23 protein-coding genes and 1 tRNA gene are annotated in these 23451 nt (G+C 61.3%); 7 read left to right on the top strand and 17 right to left on the bottom strand.

Annotated elements, in window-relative coordinates:
* Positions 1–5: 5 nt before the first annotated feature.
* A complete protein-coding gene (locus ACIQTW_RS16145) occupies positions 6–860 on the top strand; it encodes a rhomboid family intramembrane serine protease (protein ID WP_402938778.1) in 855 nt (284 codons plus the stop codon).
* A gap of 15 nt (positions 861–875) precedes the next feature.
* On the opposite strand, the gene ACIQTW_RS16140 is transcribed toward ACIQTW_RS16145, so the two are convergent.
* The 7 genes from ACIQTW_RS16140 to ACIQTW_RS16110 form a co-directional block, all read right to left on the bottom strand.
* On the bottom strand, positions 876–1487 hold the full coding sequence (locus tag ACIQTW_RS16140; protein WP_402938775.1) for a GyrI-like domain-containing protein: 612 nt from the start codon (positions 1485–1487) through the stop codon (positions 876–878).
* 733 nt (positions 1488–2220) lie between these two features.
* The gene (locus tag ACIQTW_RS16135) at positions 2221–2820 is read right to left on the bottom strand and encodes a DNA-3-methyladenine glycosylase I (RefSeq protein WP_402938772.1); all 600 of its coding nucleotides are present in this window, start codon (positions 2818–2820) and stop codon (positions 2221–2223) included.
* Positions 2821–2924: 104 nt separating this feature from the next.
* Entirely contained in the window at positions 2925–3641 is a 717-nt protein-coding gene (locus ACIQTW_RS16130; protein ID WP_402938770.1) for an alpha-ketoglutarate-dependent dioxygenase AlkB family protein, read from the bottom strand.
* Positions 3638–4267 (bottom strand): methylated-DNA--[protein]-cysteine S-methyltransferase, encoded by a 630-nt coding sequence (locus tag ACIQTW_RS16125; RefSeq protein WP_402938767.1) that lies wholly within the window; start codon positions 4265–4267, stop codon positions 3638–3640. The genes ACIQTW_RS16130 and ACIQTW_RS16125 overlap by 4 nt, the downstream gene beginning before the upstream one ends.
* A complete protein-coding gene (locus ACIQTW_RS16120) occupies positions 4267–4794 on the bottom strand; it encodes an RNA polymerase sigma factor (RefSeq protein ID WP_402938764.1) in 528 nt (175 codons plus the stop codon). Before ACIQTW_RS16120 ends, ACIQTW_RS16125 begins: the two co-directional genes overlap by 1 nt.
* Positions 4794–5303, bottom strand: a complete 510-nt coding sequence (locus ACIQTW_RS16115; protein WP_402938761.1) for a methylated-DNA--[protein]-cysteine S-methyltransferase — start codon at positions 5301–5303, stop codon at positions 4794–4796. Before ACIQTW_RS16115 ends, ACIQTW_RS16120 begins: the two co-directional genes overlap by 1 nt.
* 45 nt (positions 5304–5348) lie before the next feature.
* Positions 5349–5603: a cell division protein CrgA gene (locus ACIQTW_RS16110; RefSeq protein WP_017199768.1), complete on the bottom strand. Its 255-nt coding sequence runs from the start codon at positions 5601–5603 to the stop codon at positions 5349–5351.
* A 155-nt stretch (positions 5604–5758) separates the two neighbouring features.
* On the opposite strand from ACIQTW_RS16110, the gene ACIQTW_RS16105 reads away from it, so the two are divergent.
* The gene (locus ACIQTW_RS16105) at positions 5759–6577 is read left to right on the top strand and encodes a class E sortase (RefSeq protein ID WP_402938758.1); all 819 of its coding nucleotides are present in this window, start codon (positions 5759–5761) and stop codon (positions 6575–6577) included.
* A 170-nt stretch (positions 6578–6747) separates the two neighbouring features.
* The gene (locus ACIQTW_RS16100; protein ID WP_402938756.1) at positions 6748–7389 is read left to right on the top strand and encodes an aminodeoxychorismate/anthranilate synthase component II; all 642 of its coding nucleotides are present in this window, start codon (positions 6748–6750) and stop codon (positions 7387–7389) included.
* A 21-nt stretch (positions 7390–7410) separates the two neighbouring features.
* On the opposite strand, the gene pknB is transcribed toward ACIQTW_RS16100, so the two are convergent.
* The 7 genes from pknB to ACIQTW_RS16065 are packed head-to-tail and all read right to left on the bottom strand — an operon-like array spanning position 7411 to position 16983.
* Entirely contained in the window at positions 7411–9318 is a 1908-nt protein-coding gene (pknB, locus tag ACIQTW_RS16095; RefSeq protein WP_402938753.1) for a Stk1 family PASTA domain-containing Ser/Thr kinase, read from the bottom strand.
* Positions 9319–9328: 10 nt separating this feature from the next.
* A complete protein-coding gene (locus ACIQTW_RS16090) occupies positions 9329–11176 on the bottom strand; it encodes a protein kinase (RefSeq protein ID WP_402938750.1) in 1848 nt (615 codons plus the stop codon).
* A complete protein-coding gene (locus ACIQTW_RS16085) occupies positions 11173–12630 on the bottom strand; it encodes a penicillin-binding transpeptidase domain-containing protein (protein ID WP_402938747.1) in 1458 nt (485 codons plus the stop codon). The genes ACIQTW_RS16090 and ACIQTW_RS16085 overlap by 4 nt, the downstream gene beginning before the upstream one ends.
* A complete protein-coding gene (locus ACIQTW_RS16080) occupies positions 12627–14057 on the bottom strand; it encodes an FtsW/RodA/SpoVE family cell cycle protein (RefSeq protein ID WP_178994682.1) in 1431 nt (476 codons plus the stop codon). The genes ACIQTW_RS16085 and ACIQTW_RS16080 overlap by 4 nt, the downstream gene beginning before the upstream one ends.
* Positions 14054–15745, bottom strand: a complete 1692-nt coding sequence (locus tag ACIQTW_RS16075) for a PP2C family protein-serine/threonine phosphatase (RefSeq protein ID WP_402938743.1) — start codon at positions 15743–15745, stop codon at positions 14054–14056. The genes ACIQTW_RS16080 and ACIQTW_RS16075 overlap by 4 nt, the downstream gene beginning before the upstream one ends.
* A 3-nt stretch (positions 15746–15748) precedes the next feature.
* Positions 15749–16228: an FHA domain-containing protein gene (locus ACIQTW_RS16070; protein ID WP_024818875.1), complete on the bottom strand. Its 480-nt coding sequence runs from the start codon at positions 16226–16228 to the stop codon at positions 15749–15751.
* Positions 16229–16233: 5 nt separating this feature from the next.
* A complete protein-coding gene (locus ACIQTW_RS16065) occupies positions 16234–16983 on the bottom strand; it encodes a DUF3662 and FHA domain-containing protein (RefSeq protein ID WP_091464318.1) in 750 nt (249 codons plus the stop codon).
* 375 nt (positions 16984–17358) lie between these two features.
* On the opposite strand from ACIQTW_RS16065, the gene ACIQTW_RS16060 reads away from it, so the two are divergent.
* Positions 17359–17441 (top strand) — tRNA-Leu (locus ACIQTW_RS16060).
* Between the two features lie 131 nt (positions 17442–17572).
* Here ACIQTW_RS16060 and ACIQTW_RS16055 read toward each other — a convergent pair.
* Both ACIQTW_RS16055 and ACIQTW_RS16050 read right to left on the bottom strand, forming a co-directional pair.
* Complete coding sequence (locus ACIQTW_RS16055; protein WP_402938740.1) at positions 17573–18271, bottom strand: FadR/GntR family transcriptional regulator; 699 nt, start codon at positions 18269–18271, stop codon at positions 17573–17575.
* 10 nt (positions 18272–18281) lie between these two features.
* On the bottom strand, positions 18282–19409 hold the full coding sequence (locus ACIQTW_RS16050) for a mandelate racemase/muconate lactonizing enzyme family protein (protein WP_402938737.1): 1128 nt from the start codon (positions 19407–19409) through the stop codon (positions 18282–18284).
* Positions 19410–19553: 144 nt separating this feature from the next.
* Between ACIQTW_RS16050 and ACIQTW_RS16045 the strand changes: the two genes are divergently transcribed.
* Entirely contained in the window at positions 19554–20264 is a 711-nt protein-coding gene (locus ACIQTW_RS16045) for a hypothetical protein (RefSeq protein WP_402938735.1), read from the top strand.
* A 10-nt stretch (positions 20265–20274) separates the two neighbouring features.
* Here ACIQTW_RS16045 and ACIQTW_RS16040 read toward each other — a convergent pair whose 3' ends face one another.
* Positions 20275–21003 carry a TetR/AcrR family transcriptional regulator gene (locus tag ACIQTW_RS16040; RefSeq protein WP_402938732.1) on the bottom strand — a complete coding sequence of 243 codons (729 nt, stop codon included), beginning with the start codon at positions 21001–21003 and terminating at the stop codon, positions 20275–20277.
* 55 nt (positions 21004–21058) lie between these two features.
* Between ACIQTW_RS16040 and ACIQTW_RS16035 the strand changes: the two genes are divergently transcribed.
* Together ACIQTW_RS16035 and ACIQTW_RS16030 are read left to right on the top strand one after the other, a co-directional pair.
* Positions 21059–22486 carry a flavin monoamine oxidase family protein gene (locus ACIQTW_RS16035; RefSeq protein ID WP_402938729.1) on the top strand — a complete coding sequence of 476 codons (1428 nt, stop codon included), beginning with the start codon at positions 21059–21061 and terminating at the stop codon, positions 22484–22486.
* A gap of 84 nt (positions 22487–22570) precedes the next feature.
* The gene (locus ACIQTW_RS16030) at positions 22571–23431 is read left to right on the top strand and encodes a universal stress protein (RefSeq protein WP_402938727.1); all 861 of its coding nucleotides are present in this window, start codon (positions 22571–22573) and stop codon (positions 23429–23431) included.
* Positions 23432–23451: the final 20 nt, after the last annotated feature.

The following is a 23451-nucleotide window of genomic DNA, read 5'->3' as shown; positions in this document are numbered from 1 at the left end:
AGCCCATGAGTTACGGAATTCCGTCGGCTGAGCCGTCCGCTGATATTCCGGTGTGCCCCAGGCACCCGGACAGGCCCTCCTATGTGCGGTGCCAGCGCTGCGGACGCCCTGCGTGCCCAGAGTGCCAGCGGGCGGCCGCCGTCGGATTCCAGTGCGTTGACTGTGTCAACGAACAAAAACGTACGACGCCGACATACCGCTCCCCGTATGGCGGAGCCTTGGCAGTCGGCCGGCCTTTGGTGACGTACGTGATCATTGGCCTGTGCGCCCTGGTTTATGTCCTTCAGTGGATCGTGCCCGGCGACGCGGTCTTCGAAAACTTCGCGTTCGCCAACATCTTTGCTGTCAGTGAGCCTTGGCGGATGGTCACGGCAGCGTTCCTGCATTCCCAAGGCTTCCTGCTTCATATAGTTCTGAACATGTACACGCTGTGGATCTTCGGACAAGCCCTTGAGCCCTTGCTCGGGCGGATCCGGTTCCTGGCTGTGTACTTGATTTCCGCAATTGGTGGCTCAGTGGGCTTCCTGTTGCTGACCCCGGACAGGCCGCTTGTGGGGGTCGTTGGTGCTTCCGGGGCCATCTTCGGCCTGTTCGGTGCCATGCTTGTTGTGCAACGCCATCGAGGTGGAGAGACCAAGCAACTTTGGGTCTTGATTGCCATTAATGGCGCTATCGGCTTCTTCGTGCCCAGCATCGCCTGGCAAGCACACCTGGGCGGCCTGATTACGGGCGGCTTAGCGGCTGCTGCCATTGCCTACGCTCCTCGTGGCAAGAACCAGGCGCTGCTGCAAACCGGTGGGTTGGTTCTGGTGGCAGGCCTCTTGGCCGTGGCCACCTGGTTCCGCGTCACTGCTGGCTAGCCAACCCCTTTTCCGTCATTCTTTGACCGGCTGTCGCAGGATGGTCCTAAGTTTGTCCGGTGCGCTACGGCGAGGATCGCCGAGGTAGATCTCATGGTGCCTGCCGGTCATAGTCAGCGACTTCTCCGGTATGAATTTGTTGTGCATCTCCTCTAGCACTGGTCCTTCATCGTCGTAGGGACCTATATGCAGCGTTTGCACGCTCAAACCTTCACGGAGCGGCTCCAGACGTAGAGCGTTCAGAAGCGGGGCTTCGCCCTTCTTGGCGACCGTCTCCAGCGCCGTGGCGAGGTGCTCCTGGGTGATCCAGCCTGGGACCATGTTCAACAGTGTCCAGTCCCAGCGTGACTTATCCCTGGCACTGGTGAATGACTCCATGTCATCCGACCACCACAGAGCCTCGAGTGGCATCACCGTGTAGTCCTGGCCAAGCTCAGTCTTGCTTAAGAACTTCAGCTTGTAGGCAACGGGATAAAGCGTAGCCAGGCAGTCCCTGTAAGACTGAGCCGTGTTGGGGTCCCCGTGGCCGTCGATCATCAGAAACTGCATGGTGGGCACTGTGATCACAGAGAACAAGCCGTGCTTGGCGCCGTAACTGGGGATCTGCTTCTTGAAGTCGATCTTCATGGAAACACCGTACCCGCAGAGCTTATCCACAGGTGTTATCCACACTGTGAGTAACTTACATCTGTGTAGTTATCCACCTTAACCGTCCGCGTGCTCGTCAGGGACGGTAGATATCCCCCGAATGGCATGCATTTCTCCACAGCTGTGGATAACCTTGTCCCCGTCGAGGGGAGAAATGTGGAAAAACACGACAAAACCCCGGCGTCTGTGGATAAACCTGTTAATGACTCCGCAAGGTGCCGCGTATCAACAGGCTTATCAACAGTGTTAATAACTTACATGTGTGTAGTTCAGATCTCGGAAAGAGCCGTGTAGCCCGGGAAACCAACGATCCGGAACAGGAAACCCACACCTTATCCCCATCTGTGGATAACTTGTGGGTAGGGGGGCTGTTGTTAAGTGGGTAAGTTGCCAACTGTCCAAGATGATGATGGAGACTTGAAATCGGGAAAGGCCAGCCCGGAGGTTCGGACGAGGGTTCCACGGCAAATCAGGCAATGCCTGAACGCTGAACTCTGGGTGAAGTTTATGGCACTATCCACAGCGCGGTACACAGTGGGTACAAGTCCGCGGCTCTGCCCTCCAAGGCCATGATCGCCGGGTTGCTGCCGATTTTCGGGATAAGTATGTGGATGTCCACAGAAGTTATCCACGCCTGTGGATAAAGTTACGCACTTCTGTGGACAGAACTGTGGACTAGCTCAGGCCGTTCAATGCGAAGCAGGGCGAAGGCTCAGGTCCAGACTCCTGAGGTCCCTCGCCGGTGGCTGTTCATCAGATGTGTGTCAATGATGCCCACCGCTTCCATGAGGGCATACATGGTAGTTGGGCCCACGAAGGCGAAACCCTTCTTTCTGAGTGCCTTGGATAGAGCGATCGATTCAGGGGATGTGGTGGGGATGTCCGCCATTGAGCTGGGAGTCGGCGTACTGTCGGGCTGAAACGACCACACGAAATCCACCAGGCCCCCCTCTTCGCGCAGGGCAATGGTGGCCTTGGCGTTGGTGACGGCGGCATTAATCTTTAACCTGTTGCGCACGATGCCGGCGTCAAGCATGAGCCGCTCCACGTCAGCCTCGGTGAAGGCTGCGACACTCTCTGGATGGAAGTTCAGGAAGGCCTTCCTGAAAGCGTCCCGTTTCCGAAGAATGGTGGCCCACGAGAGGCCTGCCTGGAAGGCTTCGAGGCTGATGCGCTCATACAAGCCCTGCTCATCGCGGACGGGCATTCCCCACTCGTGATCGTAGTACGCCTGCAAAAGAGGATCCGAGGCGGCCCAAAGTGGGCGTGCCAGCCCGTCATCGCCAACGATGGTGCCGTTATCCGGGCTCATGCGTGCTCCTCCATAGCCGCACCGCCAAGGCGGTGGGACGGTAATTCAGCTTCCAAAGCTAGTGTGCCCGGCGCCTCAGACATTTTTGTGATGGCACCATGGCATCACGACAATCCCGTAACTCGCATGGTGATGTTGATCCGTCCTTCTGAGAGGCCACAACCATCCGGTGCCGTTCCCGGGAGGACCTTGGGAATGCCGTGATACGCGAACCGCGACGGTCCTCCAAAGACGAAGAGGTCTCCGGAGCGAAGATGAACATCCGTATATGGCTTGGTCCGCGTCTGGGTATTGCCAAAGCGAAAGTTGCAGGTCTCCCCGATACTGAGCGAAACAACCGGTGCGTTGGAGCGTTCGTCCTTGTCCTGATGCATGCCCATGGCAGCACCGTCGTCGTAAAAGTTCACCAACGCGGCATCGGGCGTGTAATCCATGGCCAGGGTCCTCAAGGCTTCATCACCTACAACGCCGGAGGTGTAAGCAGCTTGCACTGCCTGCCGCCCCAAGCGGATCATCCAGTCCGGAAAGTCGAGCACGGGGCGGCCGTTGACGTCCGTGGCTTCCCTTGTGTACCGGTAAGGCTGCCAGTGCCAACCAAGGCATACAGTCCTTACTGACATCTGGTGTCCGCCGGGGAGGGTCGCGGCGCGCAAGGGAACCGGTCCTTGTGTCCATTCGCCAAAGCGCGCCACGATCCACCGTTGCTGCTCCAGCGTGAGCCAGCCGGGCACGTGGACGGCACCCGGCGCGACCAGCCGGGGACCGGCGTCGTGCCCTTCCGCTTGCAGAAGTTCCAACGGAAACAGGGCGTCGTCACTCATGCCGCTGCCTCTAGGCGAAGCAGTGCGCGTTTGGCCTCGCTTCCGCCAAGGTAGCCGCCGAAACTGCCATCAGATTTCACTACCCGGTGGCACGGCACGATGAGGGGCAAAGGGTTGGTGGCGCAGGCGGTTCCGACGGCCCGGACCGCGTTGGGGCTGCCAGCTGCTTGGGCCACCTGGGCATAGCTGGCTGTGCTGCCGTAAGGGATCCGAGGCAGGTGGCGCAGGACGTTGAGGCGGAAACCGCGGCACAAACGGAAATCCAACGTGAGATCGAACTCCGTCCTGGTGCCTTTGAAGTACTCGTCGAGTTCCCGGGCGGCATCGTCCAACCGTGCTGGCGCCTGAAGGATCCGCGGGCTCACAGTGTTTGCCAGGAGCTGCAGGACGGAGTCGTGGTCTTCCAACTCGAATGCGACGCGGACGACTCCCCGATCTGTCGCGGCCAGGAGGAGTTTTCCTACAGGTGAGTCCACAACCCTGTAAGCGATGTCCAGGGTGTGGGTGAGTTGAGCATCGCGGGCCAACCGGGCCTGGAGGCTGGCGATGGCTGGTTCGAGTCCTGCATCCAGGGGGTGCAGGAGGGAAACGACCTCGGCGTGATCGGGGCTGAGTTCGAGGGTCATCAGATATCACCTTTCGAGGATGTGTGAGCCAGCGACTGATGTGCAGCAAGAGTGGAGCGAAGTGATTTCACTCCGTCAGCGCCGGCACGGCGGGCAGCCTCGGCGGTGCCACCTAACAGGGCAGCAACATCGTTATAAGGGAGGCCGGCGAGATAGTGATAAGCCACGGCCTGACGCTGTTTCGGGGGAAGGCTCGTGACGGCGTCGAGCAATTCCTCATGCCCGTCACCGGGAATGCCGAGGCTGGAATGCTGCTCGGGTGCGTGGTCCACCGGAAGGGCGCGCCGGGTACCGGCACGCACATGGTCGATGCATTTGCGGTGGGCGATGGTGACGAGCCAGGCTTGAACGTTCGCTCCGGCAGGGAGGGTGGGGTAGGCCTGCAAGGCGGCCAGGAATGTATCTGACCAGGCGTCATCGGCGTCGTGCACACCGAGAACTGCACGGCACACCCGAAGCACGGTGGCGCCCTGTTCCCGGACCACTGCTTCGAACGGCTTTTTGTTCACCATTTGCGCTGGCTTCATTAGAACAGCTTGCCCTCCCGCACTTCTGCCGGCTCTTCCAATTCCAAGAGGAAGCGCTTGTTCCTAAGGCCCCCCGCGTAGCCGGTGAGTTGTCCGTTGCGTCCCACGACCCGATGGCAAGGAATGATGATGCTTATGGGGTTGCGTCCAACGGCGGACCCCACAGCTTGGGCAAGATGAGGATCCCCTAGCTCTGATGCCAACTCGCCGTAGCTGACGGTTTCACCAAAGGGAATACCTTTAAGCCGATCCCAGACCTTCTCTTGGAAGGGGTTCCCCAAGGTTTCAAAGGGGACATCGAAAACCGTCCGATGACCACCCAAATACTCGTCGAGCTCGGTTTGGGTCCGCGCGAAAACCGGGTCCTCGATTCCAACGGCATCTCCGAAGTAGTCCGGAGGAGGCATATGCCAATGACCCTCGTAGAAGATGCCCGTCAAAAATTCCCCGCGGGCAGTCAGCGTCAACTGCCCCAACGGGGAATCCAAGGTGGTGTGCCGGCTGCTCATATCTTGTAGACGTTCACGGGCACGGAAATGTGAGGTGTGGAATTCCTAGGAGCGCCAGCGAGTGGTCATCAGGAAGCCGATGATCGCGATCCCGAAGCCGGCAACGATGTTCCACGAGGCCCACTCGCGGATGGGGAGTTGGCCCTCAGTGATGTAGAAGGTGATGATCCAGATCAGGCCGAGAATCATCAGCCCGAACATGACAGCCTTGTACCAAACCGGGTTCGGCTTGTACTGCTGCGCTGCGGAAGTCTGCTGGGCCTGACGGGCAGGCCGCTTGCGGGGCTTGGACTCGGGCACGGATCCTCCTGGCTGTTCGGTTAATACCCGTTCCGCCAGCCTTGATATCCTGCAGGAAGGAAATTTCCAGCGGTTAACGGCCACACGGCGTTCCGGGTTGGTTCTAGCTGTCAAGTCTAGCCGCAACCGGGGTCCGCCCGTGCCGCCCGCGCCCTATGCAAGGAGACCCTGTGGCGCATCAGCAGCAGACGGCGGCTTCAGCCATGTCGTCCGCCCGCCACGGGCAGGAACCGCCCACGCGAAAGCGCCTCCGGGCGTCGGATGTCATCCGAAAGATAAGCCAGATCCTGGGCGAACTGCTTATCACTGCAGGCATCGTCCTGCTCCTCTTTGTGGGCTGGGAACTGTGGTGGACCAACGTTGAAGCGGACGCAAAGCAGGCCGAGGCGGTCAAGAGTTTCGCACAGGAATTCTCCGGCCCCGTAACTCCGGCTGCACCTGCGGATTATGGACCGCCAGTTGTCACGCCGGCACCGGCCCACGCAGGGATGATCGGGATTATGTACATCCCCCGCTTCGGCCCCGACTACACGCGCCCCATCATCGAAGGCACCGGTTCGGACGTCTTGGACACCCTGGGACTTGGACACTATGGAAGCACCTCCATGCCCGGCGCCCCGGGGAACTTCGCCGTAGCGGGCCATCGCCAAACCCACGGCGCGGTATTGGACAACATCCACACCCTGGTGCCAGGGGACAAAATCTATGTGCAGACAGCCGACGGCTACTACACCTACGTCTTCCGCAATAACCAGATTGTCCTCCCCGACCGCACGGACGTCTTGATGCCCGTTCCCACCGAACCGGGAGTTCATCCCATGGAAAGTATCCTCACCATGACGAGTTGCAACCCGCGGTTCGGGTCACAGGAACGCATCATCGCCTATTCCTTGCTGGACAGTTGGCAACCTTCCTCAGCCGGACCGCCGTCGGAAATCGCCGCCCAAGTAGCCCGGGCACACGGAAAGGGGTAACGGATGTACGCATGGATCTTCCGTAGTTTGCCAGGCCCCCTCTGGGTGCGGATTCTGACATCCTTGGTACTAGTGGGCATAGCCCTGGTACTGATGGTCGAGTTCCTCTTCCCGTGGTTCTCCCAATTCACCACTTTGACCGACTCAACGATTGGTTTAGTGCAACAGCCATGAGCACAACAAAAATTCTTGTAGTGGATAACTACGACAGTTTCGTTTACACGCTGGTGGGATACCTCCAGGAACTCGGCGCCGAGACAACGGTGGTCCGCAACGACGACGTGACGCTTGCCGAGGCCACCGAGCTCGCAGCAAGCCGCGACGGCGTCCTGGTCTCCCCTGGCCCGGGTACCCCTGCCGAAGCGGGCGTCTGCATCGAGCTCATCAAATGGTGTGGTGATGCCGCCAAGCCCATGTTCGGTGTCTGCTTGGGACACCAGGCCCTCGCAGAGGCGTATGGCGGCGTGGTGACTCACGCGCCGGAACTTATGCACGGCAAGACTTCTCCCGTCAGCCACGAAGGCAAGAGCGTTTTCGCCGGCCTGCCCTCGCCAGTGACAGCGACGCGCTACCACTCACTCGCAGCAGTGCGGGACTCTATCCCGGACGTCCTGGAAATCACCGCCGAGACCACCAACGGAGTGGTGATGGGCCTGCAGCACAAGACCGCGCCCCTGTGCGGTGTCCAGTTCCACCCGGAATCCGTCCTCACCGAAGGCGGGTATCAGATGCTGGGTAACTGGTTGGAGTCCCTGGGCATGACCGGGGCAGCCGAACGTGCATCGAAGCTGAGCCCGCTGATCAAGCAGTAGGCGACCGACGCAGAAGCCCCCTTATTTCTTTGTTGGCGCGGGCTTCGGCGTCGGGGTCGCGTCTTCGGTCTCCGTGGGTGTCGGGGTGGGCGTGGGCACCGGAGCCGGGGCCTTGGCCACCGTAACAGTCACCACTTTGCCCTGTGCCACTTCAGTGTTGAAGGCATCGCTCTGGGCCGTGATCACCCCCGGCGGAACTTGAGAGTTCTCCTGCTCCACCACTGCCATGGTTAGTCCTTTGGCTATGAGCGCCGCTTCAGCTTCAGCCCGCGGCAATGCGATCAACTGCGGCATGAGGACCTTGCCCGTGGAAACCTGCAGCTCCACCTTGGAATCCACGGCGATCGCGCCGCCCGTCGCCGGAACTGTGCTGATCACTACGTTTGCCGGGACGGTGGGACTGTGGGTCAGGACGGTCACGATGTCGCCGGTGATGCCTAGCCTGCGCAAAGCTTCGCGCGCGTCCGGTTCAGTGCGACCCACAATGTCCGCAGGGATGCTTACAGAGCTGGGACCGCTGGAAATCCTGAGGATAACTTCAGCATCTTGTTCCAACATGGCGCCAGCAATCGGAGTCGTTCCGATGGTCATGTCCTTGGCCACGGTGTCGCTGGGCTCACGCACGGACCTGGGCTTCAGTTTGGCGGTGAACAGTTCTTGAATTGCTTGGCTCTCGGACATGTTGGTTACTACCGGTACGGCTATTTTTGCCGGGGGTGGTGGTTGCATGTTCATGAGGCTGTAGAGCCAGAAGCCACCGCCGACCAGCACCAGAATCGTGAAAATCACCAACGTGGCAACCCAGGCACGACGTCGGGACTTCTGGCGCGCCGGCAGCTCACGTTCCGGTGGGAGGCCCAAGGGAAGAGGCTCTTCCTGAGGCTGATCAACTGGCTCGTCCTTGAACTGCCCCGCATCGAGGAAGCCCACGGCTGTGGTGCTCAGAAGCTCTGTTGCAGGGTCTTCAGGTTCCACGAGGTCGTTGGGGTCGGTGGGGGCCTCACTGGCCGCCACCGCCGGTACGGGAATGCCGTTGCTGGCCGCGCGCAGGGCACGGCGGAAGGCGGCAGCGTCCTGGAAGCGATCTGTCCGGCTCTTCTGCAGCGCCTTTACCAGGACTGAATCCAGGGCTTCGGTGACTTCCGGGTTGTGGGCACTGGGCAGGTCCGGGGTCTCGCGGACGTGCTGGTAGGCAACTGATACGGGGCTGTCACCGATGAATGGAGGCCGGCTGGTCAGCAGTTCGAAAAGGAGGCAACCGGCCGAGTAAAGGTCACTACGCGCATCCACCGTTTCACCACGGGCCTGCTCCGGTGAAAGGTATTGCGCCGTTCCCACCACGGCTTGCGTTTGCGTCATGGTGGCGGCTGAATCGGCCATGGCGCGCGCGATGCCGAAGTCCATAACCTTCACATCGCCGGTGTCGGCACAGACCATCACATTGGCTGGCTTGATGTCGCGGTGGACGATGCCTGCGCGGTGGCTGTACTCGAGTGCGCCGAGGACACCGAGGGTAAAGCCGATGGAGTCCTCGACGCCAAGTTCGTTCGCCTTGATCATGTCGCGAAGGGTGCGTCCGGCCACGTATTCCATGACGATGTAAGGGACACGGACGTCTTCGCCGGGCCCTCCCGGAACTGAATATTCTCCGGTATCGAAGATGGCCACGATGGAGGGATGGTTCAACGCCGCTACCGCTTGGGCCTCGCGTTTGAAACGGGCTTGGAACTGGGGATCCCGGGCGAGGTCCGCGCGCAGCACCTTCACGGCGATGGTCCGTCCCAGCAGGGTGTCCGTGCCCCGGTAAACGTCCGCCATGCCGCCACGACCGATCAGCTCGCCAAGTTCATAGCGGGAATTGAGGATGCGCTGGGAGGACACAGGTGTGCTCTCCTCTCGGTGCGCAGGACCTGGACGTGGCGTTGACATGGCGGCTTACTTAACGACTCGGGCTGCCGGAGCCGCTGGGGGTAGCACTCGACGAGCCGGGATCAACCGGAACCAGTGCCTTGGACAGGTAGTAAGTGACTGTGGACCCTGCAGGAACCTGGGTTCCAGCTGCCGGTGAGGAACGGACGAACGTTCCTGGCTGCTGGCCAATGGCACCGTTGACGGGTTCTCCAGCAACCCACAAAAGACCGGCTCCTTCGATGGCCTGCCGAATCCGCGATTCGTCAACCCCTACTCCGATCGCGGGGACAGCGACGAGTTCGGGTCCCTTTGAGTAGGTGACGGTGATGGTTTCGCCCGGCTCACGAGGTCCGGTGGGATTCAGCGTCGTTACAATTCCTGCCTCGGCTGTGTCGTCGAAGACCTCCTGGCCGTTCACCCCAAAGCCCAAGGCGCGAAGTTCCGCGCTGACAGTCTCGAAAGGCTGACCTACATACTGCTCCGGAATGATGTTGATTTTTTGGGGAACCGACTGCGTGGGCTGCGGCGACTCAGAGGTTTCCGTGGGCCGCGGTGTAGGCGTAGCTGACGTGGAGGTAGGACTCGCACTCCGGCTGGGGCTCGTGGTTGTTGACTCAGTGGGTGCGGGGCTCGGCGAGAAGAAACCTGACTGCGAAATCAGGAAACCAACCAAGGCAAACAGGACCAGCAGGATCAGGGCAACAAGGGGCCAGGTCCACGGGCTGCGCTTCTTACGTTCCGGCTCAGCATCGTCGAAGTTCTCTTCTTCGGTGTAGACCACTTCTCCGTCGTCGTCGTTGAGCTGACGCTCGGCCTCCAGCGCGTTTGCACGCGTCAGGGGGTTGTCAGAAGAAGCAGCGGAAGCTCCAAGAGCAGCCCCTGCTGCCCCGGCACCGAGCACCGGCAGAGCGGAGGTCGCCGTCGTCGACTGTTCCTTGCCATAAGGCGAGGTGACGACGCCGGTGGGTGCCGTTGCGGTGTCGACCGGCGCCGTGATGGGGCCGGTATTGGCTTCAAACAACAGCATGCCGGGCACGGCGGCGTGGGCCGTGGCGATGTCACCGTTGCGGATGGCTTCTGCGGCTTCGGCCAGTTTGATGGCGTTGGCCGGGCGGTTCTTGGGATCCTTGGCCAACATGGACATCAGCAGTGCCCGAACGGGGGTGGGAAGCGTCTCCGGAAGGGGCGGCGGCGCGTCATTCACCTGTGCCAGGGCAATGGCAATCTGGGATTCACCGGAGAATGGACGGTGGCCCGTGAGGCACTCGTAACCGATGACGCCTAGCGAATAGATGTCCGAAGAACCTGTGGCGGTCTGGCCTGTTGCCTGCTCAGGTGCCAAGTACTGGGCGGTGCCCATGACCTGACCGGTCTGTGTGAGCGGCACCTGGTCTGCCAACCTGGCAATGCCGAAGTCGGTGACCTTGACGCGGTTGTCGGGAGTGATCAGCAGGTTGCCCGGCTTGATGTCGCGGTGGACCAACCCTTGGGCGTGCGCAACGGCAAGAGCACGCGCTGTCTGCGAGATGATGGAGAGCGTCATGTCCGGCGAGAGCACTTGCTCGCGCTCGAGGATGCCGCTCAGCGGGTGTCCGGGGACGAGTTCCATGACCAGGTAGGCCGAACCGGCTTCCTCGCCGTAGTCGAAAACGTTGGCGATGCCCACGTGGTTGAGGAGGGCGGTGTGACGCGCCTCGGCACGGAAGCGCTGGAGGAACCCGGGGTCACCCGTGTATTCCTCCTTGAGCACCTTGATGGCAACGATCCGGCCGAGGATCTGGTCCTTGGCCTTCCAGACCTCGCCCATGCCGCCAATCGCAATGCGACTGGTCAGCTGGAACCTGCCGCCGAGTGTGATTCCCGAAGTAGGCCTCACTTATTCAACACCGCCTCAAAAATCTTCTTTGCGTTCGGACTGGTTAGCTGGGCCCCGGTTTGCACGTCCACACTCTCCATGACAATGGTGACGGCTACTTGCGGGTCGTTTGCCGGGGCGAACCCGGTAAACCATGAGTTGTTCAAACCTGAATCGCCGAGCTCGGCCGTGCCTGTCTTGCCGGCCACCTTGACGCCGGGAACGGCTGCGCCCCTGGCGATACCGTTGTCCACGGCGCTCGTCATCCACTCGGTGATCTGGCTCGCGATGGGCTGCGTGGTGCTGGTGCGAAGCGCCTCAGGCTTGGGTTCGTTGATGACGCGCAGATCGGGCGCACGGATAGCCTCAACCAGGTTGGGCTTCATCTGAACACCGCCATTGGCGATGGCCGCCGTCATCAGGTTGATCTGCAGAGGTGTGGCCTTCACGTCGCGTTGACCCACCGATGACTGGGCCAACTGGGCCTGATCCAGGTCCTCAGGGAAGACACTGGTGGCCTGCTGGAGCTTGAGCTGGTCGCCGAAGGTTTCGCCAAAGCCAAATTTCTGCGCCTGCTCCCGAATGGCATCCTGGCCAAGGTCCAATGCGATGCTGGCAAACGGAGTATTACAGGACTGCTCCAAGGCAAAGGCGAAGGACGCTGTTTCGCGAACGTTGCAGTTACCGCCGGCGTAGTTGGGGAGGCTGGCACTACTGCCCGGCAAGGGCAGGCTGCTGGGGTTCGGCAGTTCGCTGTCCTTGTTGTACTTGCCCGAGTTCAGTGCAGCCGCAGTATCAATCAGTTTGAAGACCGAACCGGGCGATAGCAGGTTACCCGTGGGGCCGCTGACGTTTTGGTTCAAGTTGATGCCGGGAATCTGGTTCAGCTGAGCGTAGTTGGCTTCCGCCGTTGTGCGGTCATGGGAAGCAATCAGGTTGGGGTTATACGAAGGCTTTGAAACCATCGCGAGGATTGCGCCGGTCTTGGGGTTCGTGACCACGATTGAGCCGCGCTGGCCCTCAGGGATGAGGTCGAACGCCAACTGCTGGATGGCGGGATCCAGAGTCAGTTCCACGGAGGCACCCTTCGGCTCTTTTCCGAGGAACATCTGGCTCATGCGATCCAGGAACAGTTGATCTGAGTTTCCGGCCAGGGTTTCCCCCATGGATTGTTCCAGGCCGGTGGAACCAAAGAACTTGGAGAAGTATCCCGTGATGCCGGCATAAAGCTCCGGCTGGTTGTACTGACGCTGGAAGGCGCAGGATTCTGTTCCGGTGACTGACTCAGCTACCGGCTTTCCGCCCACAATGATGGAGCCGCGTTCGTTGCAGAACGACGCCAGAACGGCGCGTTGGTTCCAAGGATTGGCGTTGAGGTCATCAGCACCAATGACCTGCACGTAGCTGATGGCGCCGAAGATCAACGCAAACATGGCGACTGCAGCCATCCAGCTGCTGCGAATAGCCTGGTTCATTGTTGCTTCACCGCCTCTGTTGGTGCGCTGGGTGTCTGGCCTGTGGCCGGTTTACGTGTTCCCGGAGTGCTACTGCTTGCCGGAGGCTTGTTGACCATGGGAGTGGTGTCCACCGGGCCGCGTGCCGTGTTTGAAATCATGAGCAGCAGGCCAACGATTATCCAGTTGGCCAGAAGCGAGGAACCACCAGCGGCAAGGAACGGCGTAGTAAGGCCGGTCAAGGGGATGAGGCGGGTAACTCCACCGATGACGACGAAGCACTGCAGGGCAATCGCAAAGGACAAACCGCATGCCAGGAGCTTTCCGAATGCATCCCGGGTGCCCAAAGCTGCACGGAAACCTCGAGTGAAGAGCAACAGATAAAGCATCACCACGGCGAAGAGGCCAATCAGGCCCAGCTCCTCGCCGATGAGGGCAACGATCATGTCGCTGTTGGCGAAGGGCACCAGATCCGGCCGGCCCTGGCCAAGGCCCGTGCCAACCAGTCCGCCGTCGGCCATCCCGAACAAGCCCTCAACGATTTGACCGCTACCACCGGGAGACCTGCCGAAGACCTCGGGCGTGAACGCGTTGATCCAGCTGTCGATGCGGAACGCTACGTGGGAGAAGATCTGGGAGGCAATGAAGCCGCCGCCCAGAATTAGCAGCAGTCCGATGACCACCCACGAGATCCTGCTGGTGGCAACATAGATCATCACAATGAACAAGCCGAAGAAGAGGATGGAGGATCCAAGGTCACGCTGGAACACGAGAACACCAATGCTCACCAGCCAGGCTGTGATCATGGGGCCAAGGTCCTTGAACCGCGGGAACTGCATGGGGCCGATCTTCCGGCCGGCCAACAGGATCAGGTCCCGGTTGGAGGATAGATATCCGGCAAAGAATATGGCGAGGGTGATCTTGGCGATTTCACCAGGCTGGAACGTCATTGGACCCACCCGGATCCACACGCGAGCACCCAGGATTTCACCGGCGGAGATTCCCGGGATCAATGGAAGGACCAGGAGGAAAGCACTGGCTGCCAAGGAGATGTACGTAAAGCGGCGAAGGATGCGGTGGTCCTTGAGGAACCAGATCACGGCGATGGAGACTGCCATTGCGATGAGTGTCCACCGAAGTTGATTGTTGCCCGTATCGTCTGCCGGACCGTCCATACGGTGAATCAAGGCAAGCCCGAGTCCGTTGAGAGCTACAACAATCGGAAGTATTACCGGATCGGCATATTTTGCCCTGAGCCTGAGCACCACATGGAACGCGAATGCTGCGACCGCCAGCAGGCTCGACTGGAACCAGAAATCGCTATCCAGCCCGACTTCGGAGTTGATGCTTACCAGCGCACTTGCACCGATCCCTACGGCGAGGGCTAGGACAATAAGCACCAGCTCAACGTTGCGCCGTGGTTTGGGGGCTATCTCAGTTTGCATCATTTGGCCGCCTCACAGGGAGTCGGGACGGGTGAAGGAGTGGGGGTGGCAACGGCAGCCGTGCTGGGTATGGGCACAGTGGCTGTAGGCGTCGGCGTCATGGTTGCCGACCCAGAAGGCGTGGTGCTCGGGCAGTTGGCTGAAGCACTGCCTGTATTGCGCAGGTTCTCCACGATGCCCTGCGCGCTGTCGAGGTCACCCGCCGGAACTGTTTGGCGTACGCTCTGCTGGCCGTATTCCGGCAATGAATCCACCCTGATATCGGTAACGGCTTCAAGCCGGGAAAGCTGAATGGGTCCAAGCCTTTGGGAGATCCCGTTGAAAATGGCGACCCTCTGGTCGTATTCGCCCACGTAATAGCGTGTCTGCGTCCAGGCATAGCCAAGCCACAGGCCAACCACGACGCCCAAAACCACAACGGCCGCGACAGCAGGCATTAGCCAACGCACACGGCGACGGGCTGGCTCTTCGATCTCAATACGGTCTTGTTCTGCTTTATGCGTGAGGACCGTGGCTGCCCTGCGTGCGACGGTGCGGCCGGCGACGGTGGGAATGGAGCCGGTTTCAGCTGCCGTGGCTGCAGCACCAACCAGTTCGTGGGGGCGGCTGGCCAATTCCTCGCGCAGCACTTCAGCCGACAAATGCTCGCCAAGATGAGGGTCGGTGGTGGTGGGAGGCTCTGGGGACTCGTCTGACGATGCAGCCTCGTCCTCTTTGTCGTCCGGATCTCCCGCGCTAAACGATGATCCAGCATCGGCATCCCGCGCGGCTTTGGCGTGGGACTCGGCTTTGGCGCCCTCTGCCGCTTTGTCTGCAGCCAGGTCATCAGCCGATTTGGTAGCCGTGACCGTCTCGGGCCCGTCAACCGCGGCAAGCGCTGCTGCCGGAACGACGTCGACGGCGGCCGTGTTGACGTCGTCGTCGGTCTCTTCGACAATCTCCAGCATCACGACGGTGACGTTGTCCGGGGCGCCGGCTTCCAGCGTCAGATCTACCAGGATCTCAGCACATTCCCGCAGGTCCCTGGTCTCGCGGACCATGCGCTCCACCACGTGGCCGGCTACATAGTTGAGCCCGTCGGAGCACAGCAGCCAGCGTTCGCCCGGTTCGACGTCCAGGACATCCAGGTCCAACTCAGGGCTGGCATCGACGTCGCCGAGGACGCGCATGAGGACGTTCTTGTGCGGATGCGTTTCTGCTTCCTCCGGGCGTAGCCTGCCCTCGTCGATGAGGCGCTGCACGAACGTGTGGTCAATGCTGACCTGCTCAAACTTCTTATTGCGCAGCCGATAGGCGCGGGAATCGCCAATGTGGGCGAAGTGAAGCTTGCGGCCCTCCAATAGCAGTGCAGTGACCGTGGTGCCCATGCCGGAAAGCTTGGGATTCTGGTGGACAAGCTCGGAGAGCAGGGAATTTGCGGTCTGGATCTCGTCAGCCAGGACGGTGTCCGCGCCCTCAGGGTAATCATCATGATCAAGGTGGATCATGTCCAGCACCGTTGAAGCGGAAGCGACATCGCCGCCGGCATGACCGCCCATGCCATCGGCCACCACTGCAAGATGGCGGCCCACATACGCGGAGTCGTCATTCTTGGAGCGGATCCGTCCGACGTCGGAACGCGCCGCGTAGCGCATGATGAGCGGGAGCTCCGCGGGCCTTTCCTGGCCTTTGGTGGTCTCGGAAGAGGCCATGGACTACGGCCTCAATTCAATGACCGTCTTGCCGATTCTCACGGGGACGCCAAGCTCAACCGGCAAAGCGCGGGTGAGCTGTTGATCGGCCAGGTAGGTGCCGTTAGTGGAGCCGAGGTCTTCGATGAACCAGCGGCTGCCCTGTGGGAACAGACGCGCATGCCGCCCGGAAGCGTAGTCATCTTCCAGGACAAGCGTGGCTTCCTGTGCGCGGCCGAGCAGGATGGGGCTGGCCGCCAAGGGGACCGTGGTGCCCTTGAGGGGGCCCTCCGTGACTACCAGTGTGCGCGCATGCTGGATTGCCGGCGGCGGAGAAGCTGCAAGCTCCGGATGTTTGCGGACTTCGCGTGCGGTGGGAACACCGGTTACGGCCTTGCGGCCAATCTGGAAGTCGCGGCGCATGGTGGTCACAATGCTGAAGATCAGGACCCACAACAAAAGGAGGAACCCGAAGCGAAGCGCTGTGATGGTCAGTTCGCTGATGTCGTTCACGCGTGGCCACCCGGGGTTTGGGGGAGGAGGCGGAAAATGATCTTGGTACGTCCCATCGTGATGGTTGAGCCGTCTGTCAGCTCCACGCTGCCGTTCACTTTATGCCCGTTGACGTAACTGCCATTGGTGGAGCCGAGGTCAACAGCCCAGGTGCCGCCGTTCTCCGTGCGGACCTCAAGGTGTTTCCGTGAAACGCCTGTGTCATCAACAAGGATGTCGGCTTCCGATGAGCGGCCGAGCACCACGGAGTGGGCGTTGAGGGAATACCGCTGGCCGCCAATGTCCAGCACGGGCTGGAGGCGGGTAGGTTGCCGTGCCGGGGCAGCAGGAACATGGGCACGTGGAGCTTGTGGGGCAGGGGCCGCGTCATCGGACGATTTTTCGGTCCGGGAGTTGATTTCGAAATGTCCTGCGCGTTCTTCGTCATTGCGACGGAACGAGATGCGGACAGCGCCTTGGAGCGTGTAGCCCTGGCTGCGGACGTGCTGGATGACGACGTCGCACAGTTCCTCGGCGAGGGGTGTTCCCCACTCCTGGGCGCGGGCGAAGTCTTCATCGCTGAGCAGGACATCGAAAACATTGGGAGCGAGCGTCCGCCCGGCTGCGATAGTGATGGACTTGTTGTCCAACTCGCGCCTCAGCTTGCTTGCGATCTCCACTGGCTCAACACGTGCCCGCGACCCCGTGGAGAAGACGTTGCGGACGGCCTTTTCAATGCCGCGCTCGACTTTGTCCAGCAAACCCATGGTCCTTCTCCTTTCCTTGCCGCGGCACCCATTGTGCCTGGTCCGATAGTCCGTCCATTGCTCCGTCTGCGCACACGGCGAAGTACGCGCCTGACGGCCCTTCCACTTCCCGATACTACTGGGACTGACTGGGAATGGCCTTAATCCACAACGCCTTGCGACCCGGAAAAGTTCGTTCCCGGCCCTTGTTGGCGCGGGAGGCGGGGATTGAAATTTTCGTTGGGTTCAGCTGTTGTTGGGGTTCTGCCGGGCTCGACGGGGGCTTCTCCTCCCGGCCGATTGGCGTTTTGCTCCGGATGTCCGTTATGCTTGATCTCGCTGCTTTTGAAGGAAACGAAGCTGGGAGACCAGCCGGAGTCCGGAAAAAGAAGTTGCGCGCGAGTGGCGGAACGGCAGACGCGCTGGCTTCAGGTGCCAGTATCCGAAAGGGTGTGGGGGTTCAAATCCCCCCTCGCGCACGCAATTGAAAGAGCCCCGGTCTTAGGACCGGGGCTCTTTTGCTGTCCCTGCACCCAAGTAGGTAGCAGTTAATGTCGTTCTCAGCGCTGAGAACGACATTAACTGCGACCCACTTGGGCCGGGCGGGAGGTCAGGTGCCCGTGGAACCCGTGAACCGGCGTCGTGAATTGCTCAGGTGCAGGCGCATGGCGGCCGCGGCAGCCACTGGGTCGCCCTCCGCGATGGCTGCGTATATAGAGGAGTGTTCGTGGACCACTTGCTCGAAGCGTCCTCGGGAATCCTGCTCATCGCCTGTAACGAGGCGTGGGCGGGGCATGGTGATCATGGTTTGACCCAGGGCAGAGATGCAGTCCGTATAGAAGGGGTTGCCGGTGGCCGCCGCGACAGCCCGGTGGAACTCGAAATCAGCCTTCATTGAATGGGCCGGGTGGCCTGAGCTCGCAATGAACTGCTCCAAGGCGCCGTGCGTAGCCTTCAGCTGGTGTTCTGTATGGTTCCGGGCGGCAAGTGCTGCGGCTTCGGTCTCGACGCCGATCCGGAAGTCGAGCATCTGCAGCCGCTCTTCAATGCTGCCAACGGCCCGCGTTCCCGGAGCGGGCGTGGGTCCGTCCGCGGGCGGGGTCAGCGCGAAGCTGCCCCGCCCACGTTCGGTTTCCACAAGTCCCTCGGCCTGCAAACGGGTGAGGGCTGAGCGGACGACGGTCCGGCTCACCCCGAACTCGTTGATGAGCGTGTTTTCGCTGGGGAGCTTCTCACCTGGCTGGATGACGCCGTCGACGATGCGGTTGCGAAGGTCGGCGGCGAGATCCGCGGTCAGGTTTCGGCTCATGGGTTCAAGATTACGCGCCGAATTCCACGGATTCGGTGGTCCATGCCCGGGCCTGATCGCTTAAGGTGACACCCAATCCGGGGCGGTCCGGAACGATCATGCGGCCATTCTTGGTTTCCAAGCGCTCCTCGAACAGCGGGTCCAACCAATCGAAGTGCTCCACCCAGGGCTCGCGCGGGTAGGCCGCGGCCAAGTGCAGGTGGATTTCCATGGCAAAGTGCGGGGCGAGGCCCAGCCCTCTTTCATCAGCCAACGCCGCGAGGCGCAGGAACTGGGTGATGCCGCCAACGCGGGGAGCATCGGGTTGGATGATGTCGCAGCTGTTGGCGTTGATGAGGCCCTTGTGCTCCGCGACGGACGCCAGCATTTCACCGGTGGCGATGGGCGTGTCCAAGACTTGGGCCAGGTGCGCATGGCCTTCGAAGTCATAGGCGTCCAGCGGTTCTTCGATCCAGATGAGGTTGAATTCTTCAAGTTGGCGGCCCATGCGCAGTGCAGTGGCACGGTCCCACTGCTGATTTGCGTCCACCATGAGGGGGACATCCCAGCCGATGTGCTCGCGAACTCCGGCGACGCGGCGGAGATCTTCCTTGGAGTCCGGCAGGCCGACCTTGATTTTGATTCCGCCAATCCCTTCGTCAATGGACCGCGTGGCGCGTTCCTTGACCTCATCCAAAGTGGCGTTGAGGAAACCACCGGACGTGTTGTAGGTCTGGACCGAGTCCCGGTAAGAACCCAGGAGCTTGGCAAGGGGGAGCCCTGCGCGCTTGGCCTTGAGGTCGTAGAGGGCGATGTCTATTGCAGCCAAGGCCTGCGTTGCCACACCGGAACGCCCAACGGAGGCGCCGGCCCAGAGGAGCTTGGTGTAGATCTTGCCTATATCGTTGGGGTCCTCGCCAATGATGCCCTCCGCGACCTCCTTTGCGTGGGCATATTGAGCGGGTCCGCCTGCGCGCTTGGAGTAACTGAATCCGATGCCGCTGTGGCCCTGCTCCGTGGTGATCTCAGCGAACAGGAAAACCACTTCGGTCATGGGCTTCTGGCGGCCGGTGAAGACTTTGGCATCACTGATGGGTACGGCGAGGGGCAACCGTGCCGTGGACAGCTTGATGTGGCGAATGAGATCTACGGTGCTCATGATTCTCCTAGTGGGTCGGGCATCCTTGCCTTGACGTAGGATACAAGTTTAGAACTTGTACTACAAGAGTATTGTCCGCTAGACAACTTGCAGTGTGCGGTTCACGTTGAGCGCCGACTGCCCGTGTACTCGTAGACTCCCTGTGTGTCAGAACGAAAAACAGGACAAAAAGTGGCCGGCTATCAAAAGGATCTGCGGGGCAGGAGTTCCTTGGGCAGGAAAGCTCTTCCCGGCAAGGCCCGGAAGAGCCTGTCCGGAGCCATTGGTGCGCTCGGGCTATCCCTTGCCCTGGTCGCCTGCTCGGGGGCTGTCTCCGGCAATCAAGGGACCGCGCCGAATTCTGGTGAGTTCGACTCCCTGACGTCCGATGGGGCCGAACGTATAACGTCCCAGGGATCCGCGAAGCTGGATATGACGAAGGGGAAACTCGAAAAGGAGACCGTGGGCCTACCGGCGGACGCTGCGAAAGGCCCCTTGATCTTTGCTCAGGACGGCCGCGAGATTCTGATCAATATTGCCGGCCCCAAGGGAACCGTGACTGGAAGCTCTGACACTCTCAAATTTGCAACGGACCCCGCGCGCTCCGACTTCAAGGAGGTCACTTTCTACCATCGGTTCGACACTTGGGAGGACCTGGAAAAGGACGTTCGTGACGCGGTTTCCCGTTATGGGTTGGACGCCGATGATGCAGAATATTGGCTCCAAAACGTCAACAAGACCAGCAGCTCAGTCGATCTGTTCAAGCACAGGCTGGGTCCGGGCACGTCTACCGGCTTGGCGGTCACCTACGACATTGTTTACGACTTCCCGGATCCATCCGTGATCAGCGTTCGCGTAAGCCCCTTGGAAGGCTGAGCGCCGGGAATCAGTCAGAAGCAGCTTCCCGCAGCGCCCCGAACCCTGTAATCAGGGCCTCAAGCCCCAGGTTGAACGCGACATCCGTCGGCCGAGCGTGCTCCTGGGCAGCTAGCCGGTCCACGGCGGCGGTGAAGTTGGGGACCTGCTCGGCGAGGCTGCCGGCATCGAAGATGTCCTCCGGTGCGGTGACGTCATAAGCGGCACCAAAAACGAACGCTTCCAAGGCCACGATCGCCGAGATGATCTTCTCTTCAGGGAACCCGGCATCGCGGAAGCCTGCAGTCACGGCCTCGTACATCGCCAAGGTTTTGGGGGCATTAGCCACGGGAAGCACTGCAATCACGGGGATCAGCGGCGTATGCTCCGAGAACACGTCGCGGTACGACCATGCCCAACGACGCACTGCAACATCCCATGGCTCTATCCCGAAGGCGGAGACATCCACCATCGCCGCCAGGTGGTCTTCCACCAGCAGCAGCACGTCATCCTTGGAGGCTACGTGGTTGTACAGCGCAGAGGGCGCGACGCCAAGGGAGCGAGCCAAGGCCGCCATGGTGAGTCCGTTGTAACCCTTGTTGCTGATCAACTCAAGCGCCGCCGTCGTGATGCCGTCCTGATCCAGGATCGCCGCCGTCGGTCGACCGGCGCGGCGGCGTACAGAGCCGGCCGGGAGGGCGGAAGGGGCGGGCGTTGGTGCGGGCATCGGAGGCCTTTCTGCTGCCTGTGTCCCCAGCATTATTCCATCGGGCCTTCACAGTGGGCGTCTCCAACGCTACTATGGACATAAATGAATGGCATTCATTTATTGGTCAGCCACCACGGACGGCCACGGAGAGGACATCATGCATAATCTTGATCGCGACGTTGTGATCGTCGGTGCCGGACCGTCAGGGCTGACGGCGGCACGCGAACTGAAGAAGGCCGGACTCAGCGTCGCAGTGCTCGAAGCACGCGACCGCGTGGGCGGCCGCACCTGGACCGACACCATCGACGGCGCCATGCTGGAGATCGGCGGCCAGTGGGTATCCCCGGACCAAACAGTGCTCATGGAGTTGCTGGACGAACTCGGACTGAAAATGTACTCGCGCTACCGGGAGGGCGAGTCCGTCTACATCGGCGCCGACGGCAAGCGCACCCAGTACACCGGTGACACGTTCCCCGTGAACGAAACCACCAAGGCCGAGATGGATAAGCTTGTTTCCATTTTGGACGGTCTCGCCGCCGAGATCGGCCCCACCGAGCCCTGGGCGCACCCCAAAGCGCGCGAGCTGGACACCATTTCCTTCCATCACTGGCTCCGCCAGAACTCCAACGATGAAGAAGCCTGCAACAACATCGGCCTCTTCATCGCCGGTGGCATGCTGACCAAGCCCGCCCACGCATTCTCAGCACTGCAGGCAGTCCTCATGGCCGCATCGGCCGGCTCCTTCACCCACCTGACGGACGAAGACTTCATCCTGGACAAGCGCGTCATCGGCGGTATGCAGCAGGTGTCGCTGCTGCAGGCAGCAGAGCTGGGTGACGACGTCGTGCTCAACAGCCCGGTACGCACCATCAAATGGGACGACAACAACGTAACCGTTGTGTCGGAGAAGGCAACCGTCAACGCGCGCTACGTCATTATGGCAGTACCGCCGAACCTGTACTCCCGCGTCTCGTTCGAACCACCGCTGCCGCGCCGCCAGCACCAGATGCACCAGCACCAGTCCCTGGGCCTGGTCATCAAGGTCCACGCCGTTTATGACACGCCGTTCTGGCGCGAAGAAGGACTCTCCGGCACGGGTTTCAGCGCCGGCGCGCTGGTCCAGGAGGTTTACGACAACACCAACCACGGAGATTCCCGCGGCACCTTGGTGGGCTTTGTCTCAGACGAAAAGGCCGACGCCGTATTCGAGCTCAGCGCTGAAGACCGCAAGAAAGCGATCCTTGAGTCCATTGCCGGATTCCTTGGCGACAAGGCACTCACGCCGGAGGTCTACTACGAGTCCGACTGGGGCTCCGAAGAGTGGACCCGCGGCGCCTACGCATCCAGCTACGACCTCGGTGGCTTGCATCGCTACGGCAAGGACCAGCACGCGAACGTCGGACCGATCTACTGGTCCTCGTCGGACCTCGCGGCCGAGGGCTACCAGCACGTGGATGGCGCCGTCCGCATGGGCCAGGCAACTGCCGCCCGCATCGTCGAGGCCAACAAGCTGGCCGCGGTACCGGTCGCCTAAGGCAGTCAGCACCGCACCGGCAGGCTGGGGGACACCATTCCCCGGCCTGCCGGCTCCACTGTTTAAGACAAGAAAGGGACCACCATGCGCTACGTAGTGGGCTACACCGCCAATGCAAGGGGGCACGACGCCGTTCACCTTGCGGTCGCGCTGGCCAGGAACCACGATGTCAGCCTGGACCTGGTCCTGGTGATCCCGGAAGATTCCCCCTTCAACGCCGTCTACCCGCCTGAGACCGGCTACAACGACATCCTCAACGAGCAGGCGCAGCGTTGGCTGGACGAAGGCCTTGCACTGGTTCCGGTGGACATCACCGCCCGCGCCCACATCCGACGCGGTGACTCCGAAGCTCAGACGCTGATCGACGTTGCCGTGGAGATGGATGCGGCGGCCTTGGTGATTGGCGCCACCAACGGTGGACTGTTCAAGCGGTTCACCATCGGATCCGTGGCGAGCTCGCTGCTCCACTCGTCGCCGGTTCCTGTGGCTCTGGCACCCCACGGTTACCAGCGCGCGGAGCTGATCACGCGCTTGAGCTGCGGTTTTGGGACGCGCCCGGGTGCTGATGAACTGCTTGACGTCGCTGTCGAGTCCGCGCGTGACCGGGGCCTTCCGTTGCGGCTCGTCTCGCTGTTGGCGCTCGGCGGCGGCAACTCGCCCGGGTTGGCCGACGCGGCCTGGGTGCACGCCGCCGACCGGCTTGCCGCCGTCGGAGATTCTGCTGCAGAGACGCCGGAACCCGAAATCGTAGTCGCTCAGGGCCGCACCATCGAAGAAGCCGTTGACCGACTGGACTGGGAAGACGGCGAAATCCTGCTGATCGGCTCCAGCCGCCTGGCCCAGCACCGGGCCACCTTCCTGGGAAGCACCGCCAACCGCATCCTGCGTGCCCTCCCCGTCCCCATGATCGTGGTCCCCCGCGACTACACGCGACAAAGCTCCTAGCAATCGCCTGAGAGGCAATA

This window comes from Paenarthrobacter sp. NPDC090517, from assembly GCF_044769165.1.
Lineage (GTDB): Bacteria > Actinomycetota > Actinomycetes > Actinomycetales > Micrococcaceae > Arthrobacter.
This window is presented reverse-complemented; position numbering and strand designations above follow the sequence as displayed.

Bases quoted from the DNA above. Each gene is read 5' to 3' on its own strand.
- ACIQTW_RS16035 (WP_402938729.1), top strand. From the start codon at position 21,059: ATGGCATTCATTTATTGGTCAGCCACCACGGACGGCCACGGAGAGGAC.
- ACIQTW_RS16040 (WP_402938732.1), bottom strand. From the start codon at position 21,003: ATGCTGGGGACACAGGCAGCAGAAAGGCCTCCGATGCCCGCACCAACG.
- ACIQTW_RS16120 (WP_402938764.1), bottom strand. From the start codon at position 4,794: ATGAAGCCAGCGCAAATGGTGAACAAAAAGCCGTTCGAAGCAGTGGTC.
- ACIQTW_RS16080 (WP_178994682.1), bottom strand. From the start codon at position 14,057: ATGATGCAAACTGAGATAGCCCCCAAACCACGGCGCAACGTTGAGCTG.
- ACIQTW_RS16050 (WP_402938737.1), bottom strand. From the start codon at position 19,409: ATGAGCACCGTAGATCTCATTCGCCACATCAAGCTGTCCACGGCACGG.
- ACIQTW_RS16115 (WP_402938761.1), bottom strand. From the start codon at position 5,303: ATGAGCAGCCGGCACACCACCTTGGATTCCCCGTTGGGGCAGTTGACG.
- ACIQTW_RS16100 (WP_402938756.1), top strand. From the start codon at position 6,748: ATGAGCACAACAAAAATTCTTGTAGTGGATAACTACGACAGTTTCGTT.
- ACIQTW_RS16135 (WP_402938772.1), bottom strand. From the start codon at position 2,820: ATGAGCCCGGATAACGGCACCATCGTTGGCGATGACGGGCTGGCACGC.
- ACIQTW_RS16140 (WP_402938775.1), bottom strand. From the start codon at position 1,487: ATGAAGATCGACTTCAAGAAGCAGATCCCCAGTTACGGCGCCAAGCAC.
- ACIQTW_RS16145 (WP_402938778.1), top strand. From the start codon at position 6: ATGAGTTACGGAATTCCGTCGGCTGAGCCGTCCGCTGATATTCCGGTG.
- ACIQTW_RS16130 (WP_402938770.1), bottom strand. From the start codon at position 3,641: ATGAGTGACGACGCCCTGTTTCCGTTGGAACTTCTGCAAGCGGAAGGG.
- ACIQTW_RS16030 (WP_402938727.1), top strand. From the start codon at position 22,571: ATGCGCTACGTAGTGGGCTACACCGCCAATGCAAGGGGGCACGACGCC.
- ACIQTW_RS16125 (WP_402938767.1), bottom strand. From the start codon at position 4,267: ATGACCCTCGAACTCAGCCCCGATCACGCCGAGGTCGTTTCCCTCCTG.
- ACIQTW_RS16105 (WP_402938758.1), top strand. From the start codon at position 5,759: ATGCAAGGAGACCCTGTGGCGCATCAGCAGCAGACGGCGGCTTCAGCC.
- ACIQTW_RS16065 (WP_091464318.1), bottom strand. From the start codon at position 16,983: ATGGGTTTGCTGGACAAAGTCGAGCGCGGCATTGAAAAGGCCGTCCGC.
- pknB (WP_402938753.1), bottom strand. From the start codon at position 9,318: ATGTCAACGCCACGTCCAGGTCCTGCGCACCGAGAGGAGAGCACACCT.
- ACIQTW_RS16075 (WP_402938743.1), bottom strand. From the start codon at position 15,745: ATGGCCTCTTCCGAGACCACCAAAGGCCAGGAAAGGCCCGCGGAGCTC.
- ACIQTW_RS16055 (WP_402938740.1), bottom strand. From the start codon at position 18,271: ATGAGCCGAAACCTGACCGCGGATCTCGCCGCCGACCTTCGCAACCGC.
- ACIQTW_RS16085 (WP_402938747.1), bottom strand. From the start codon at position 12,630: ATGAACCAGGCTATTCGCAGCAGCTGGATGGCTGCAGTCGCCATGTTT.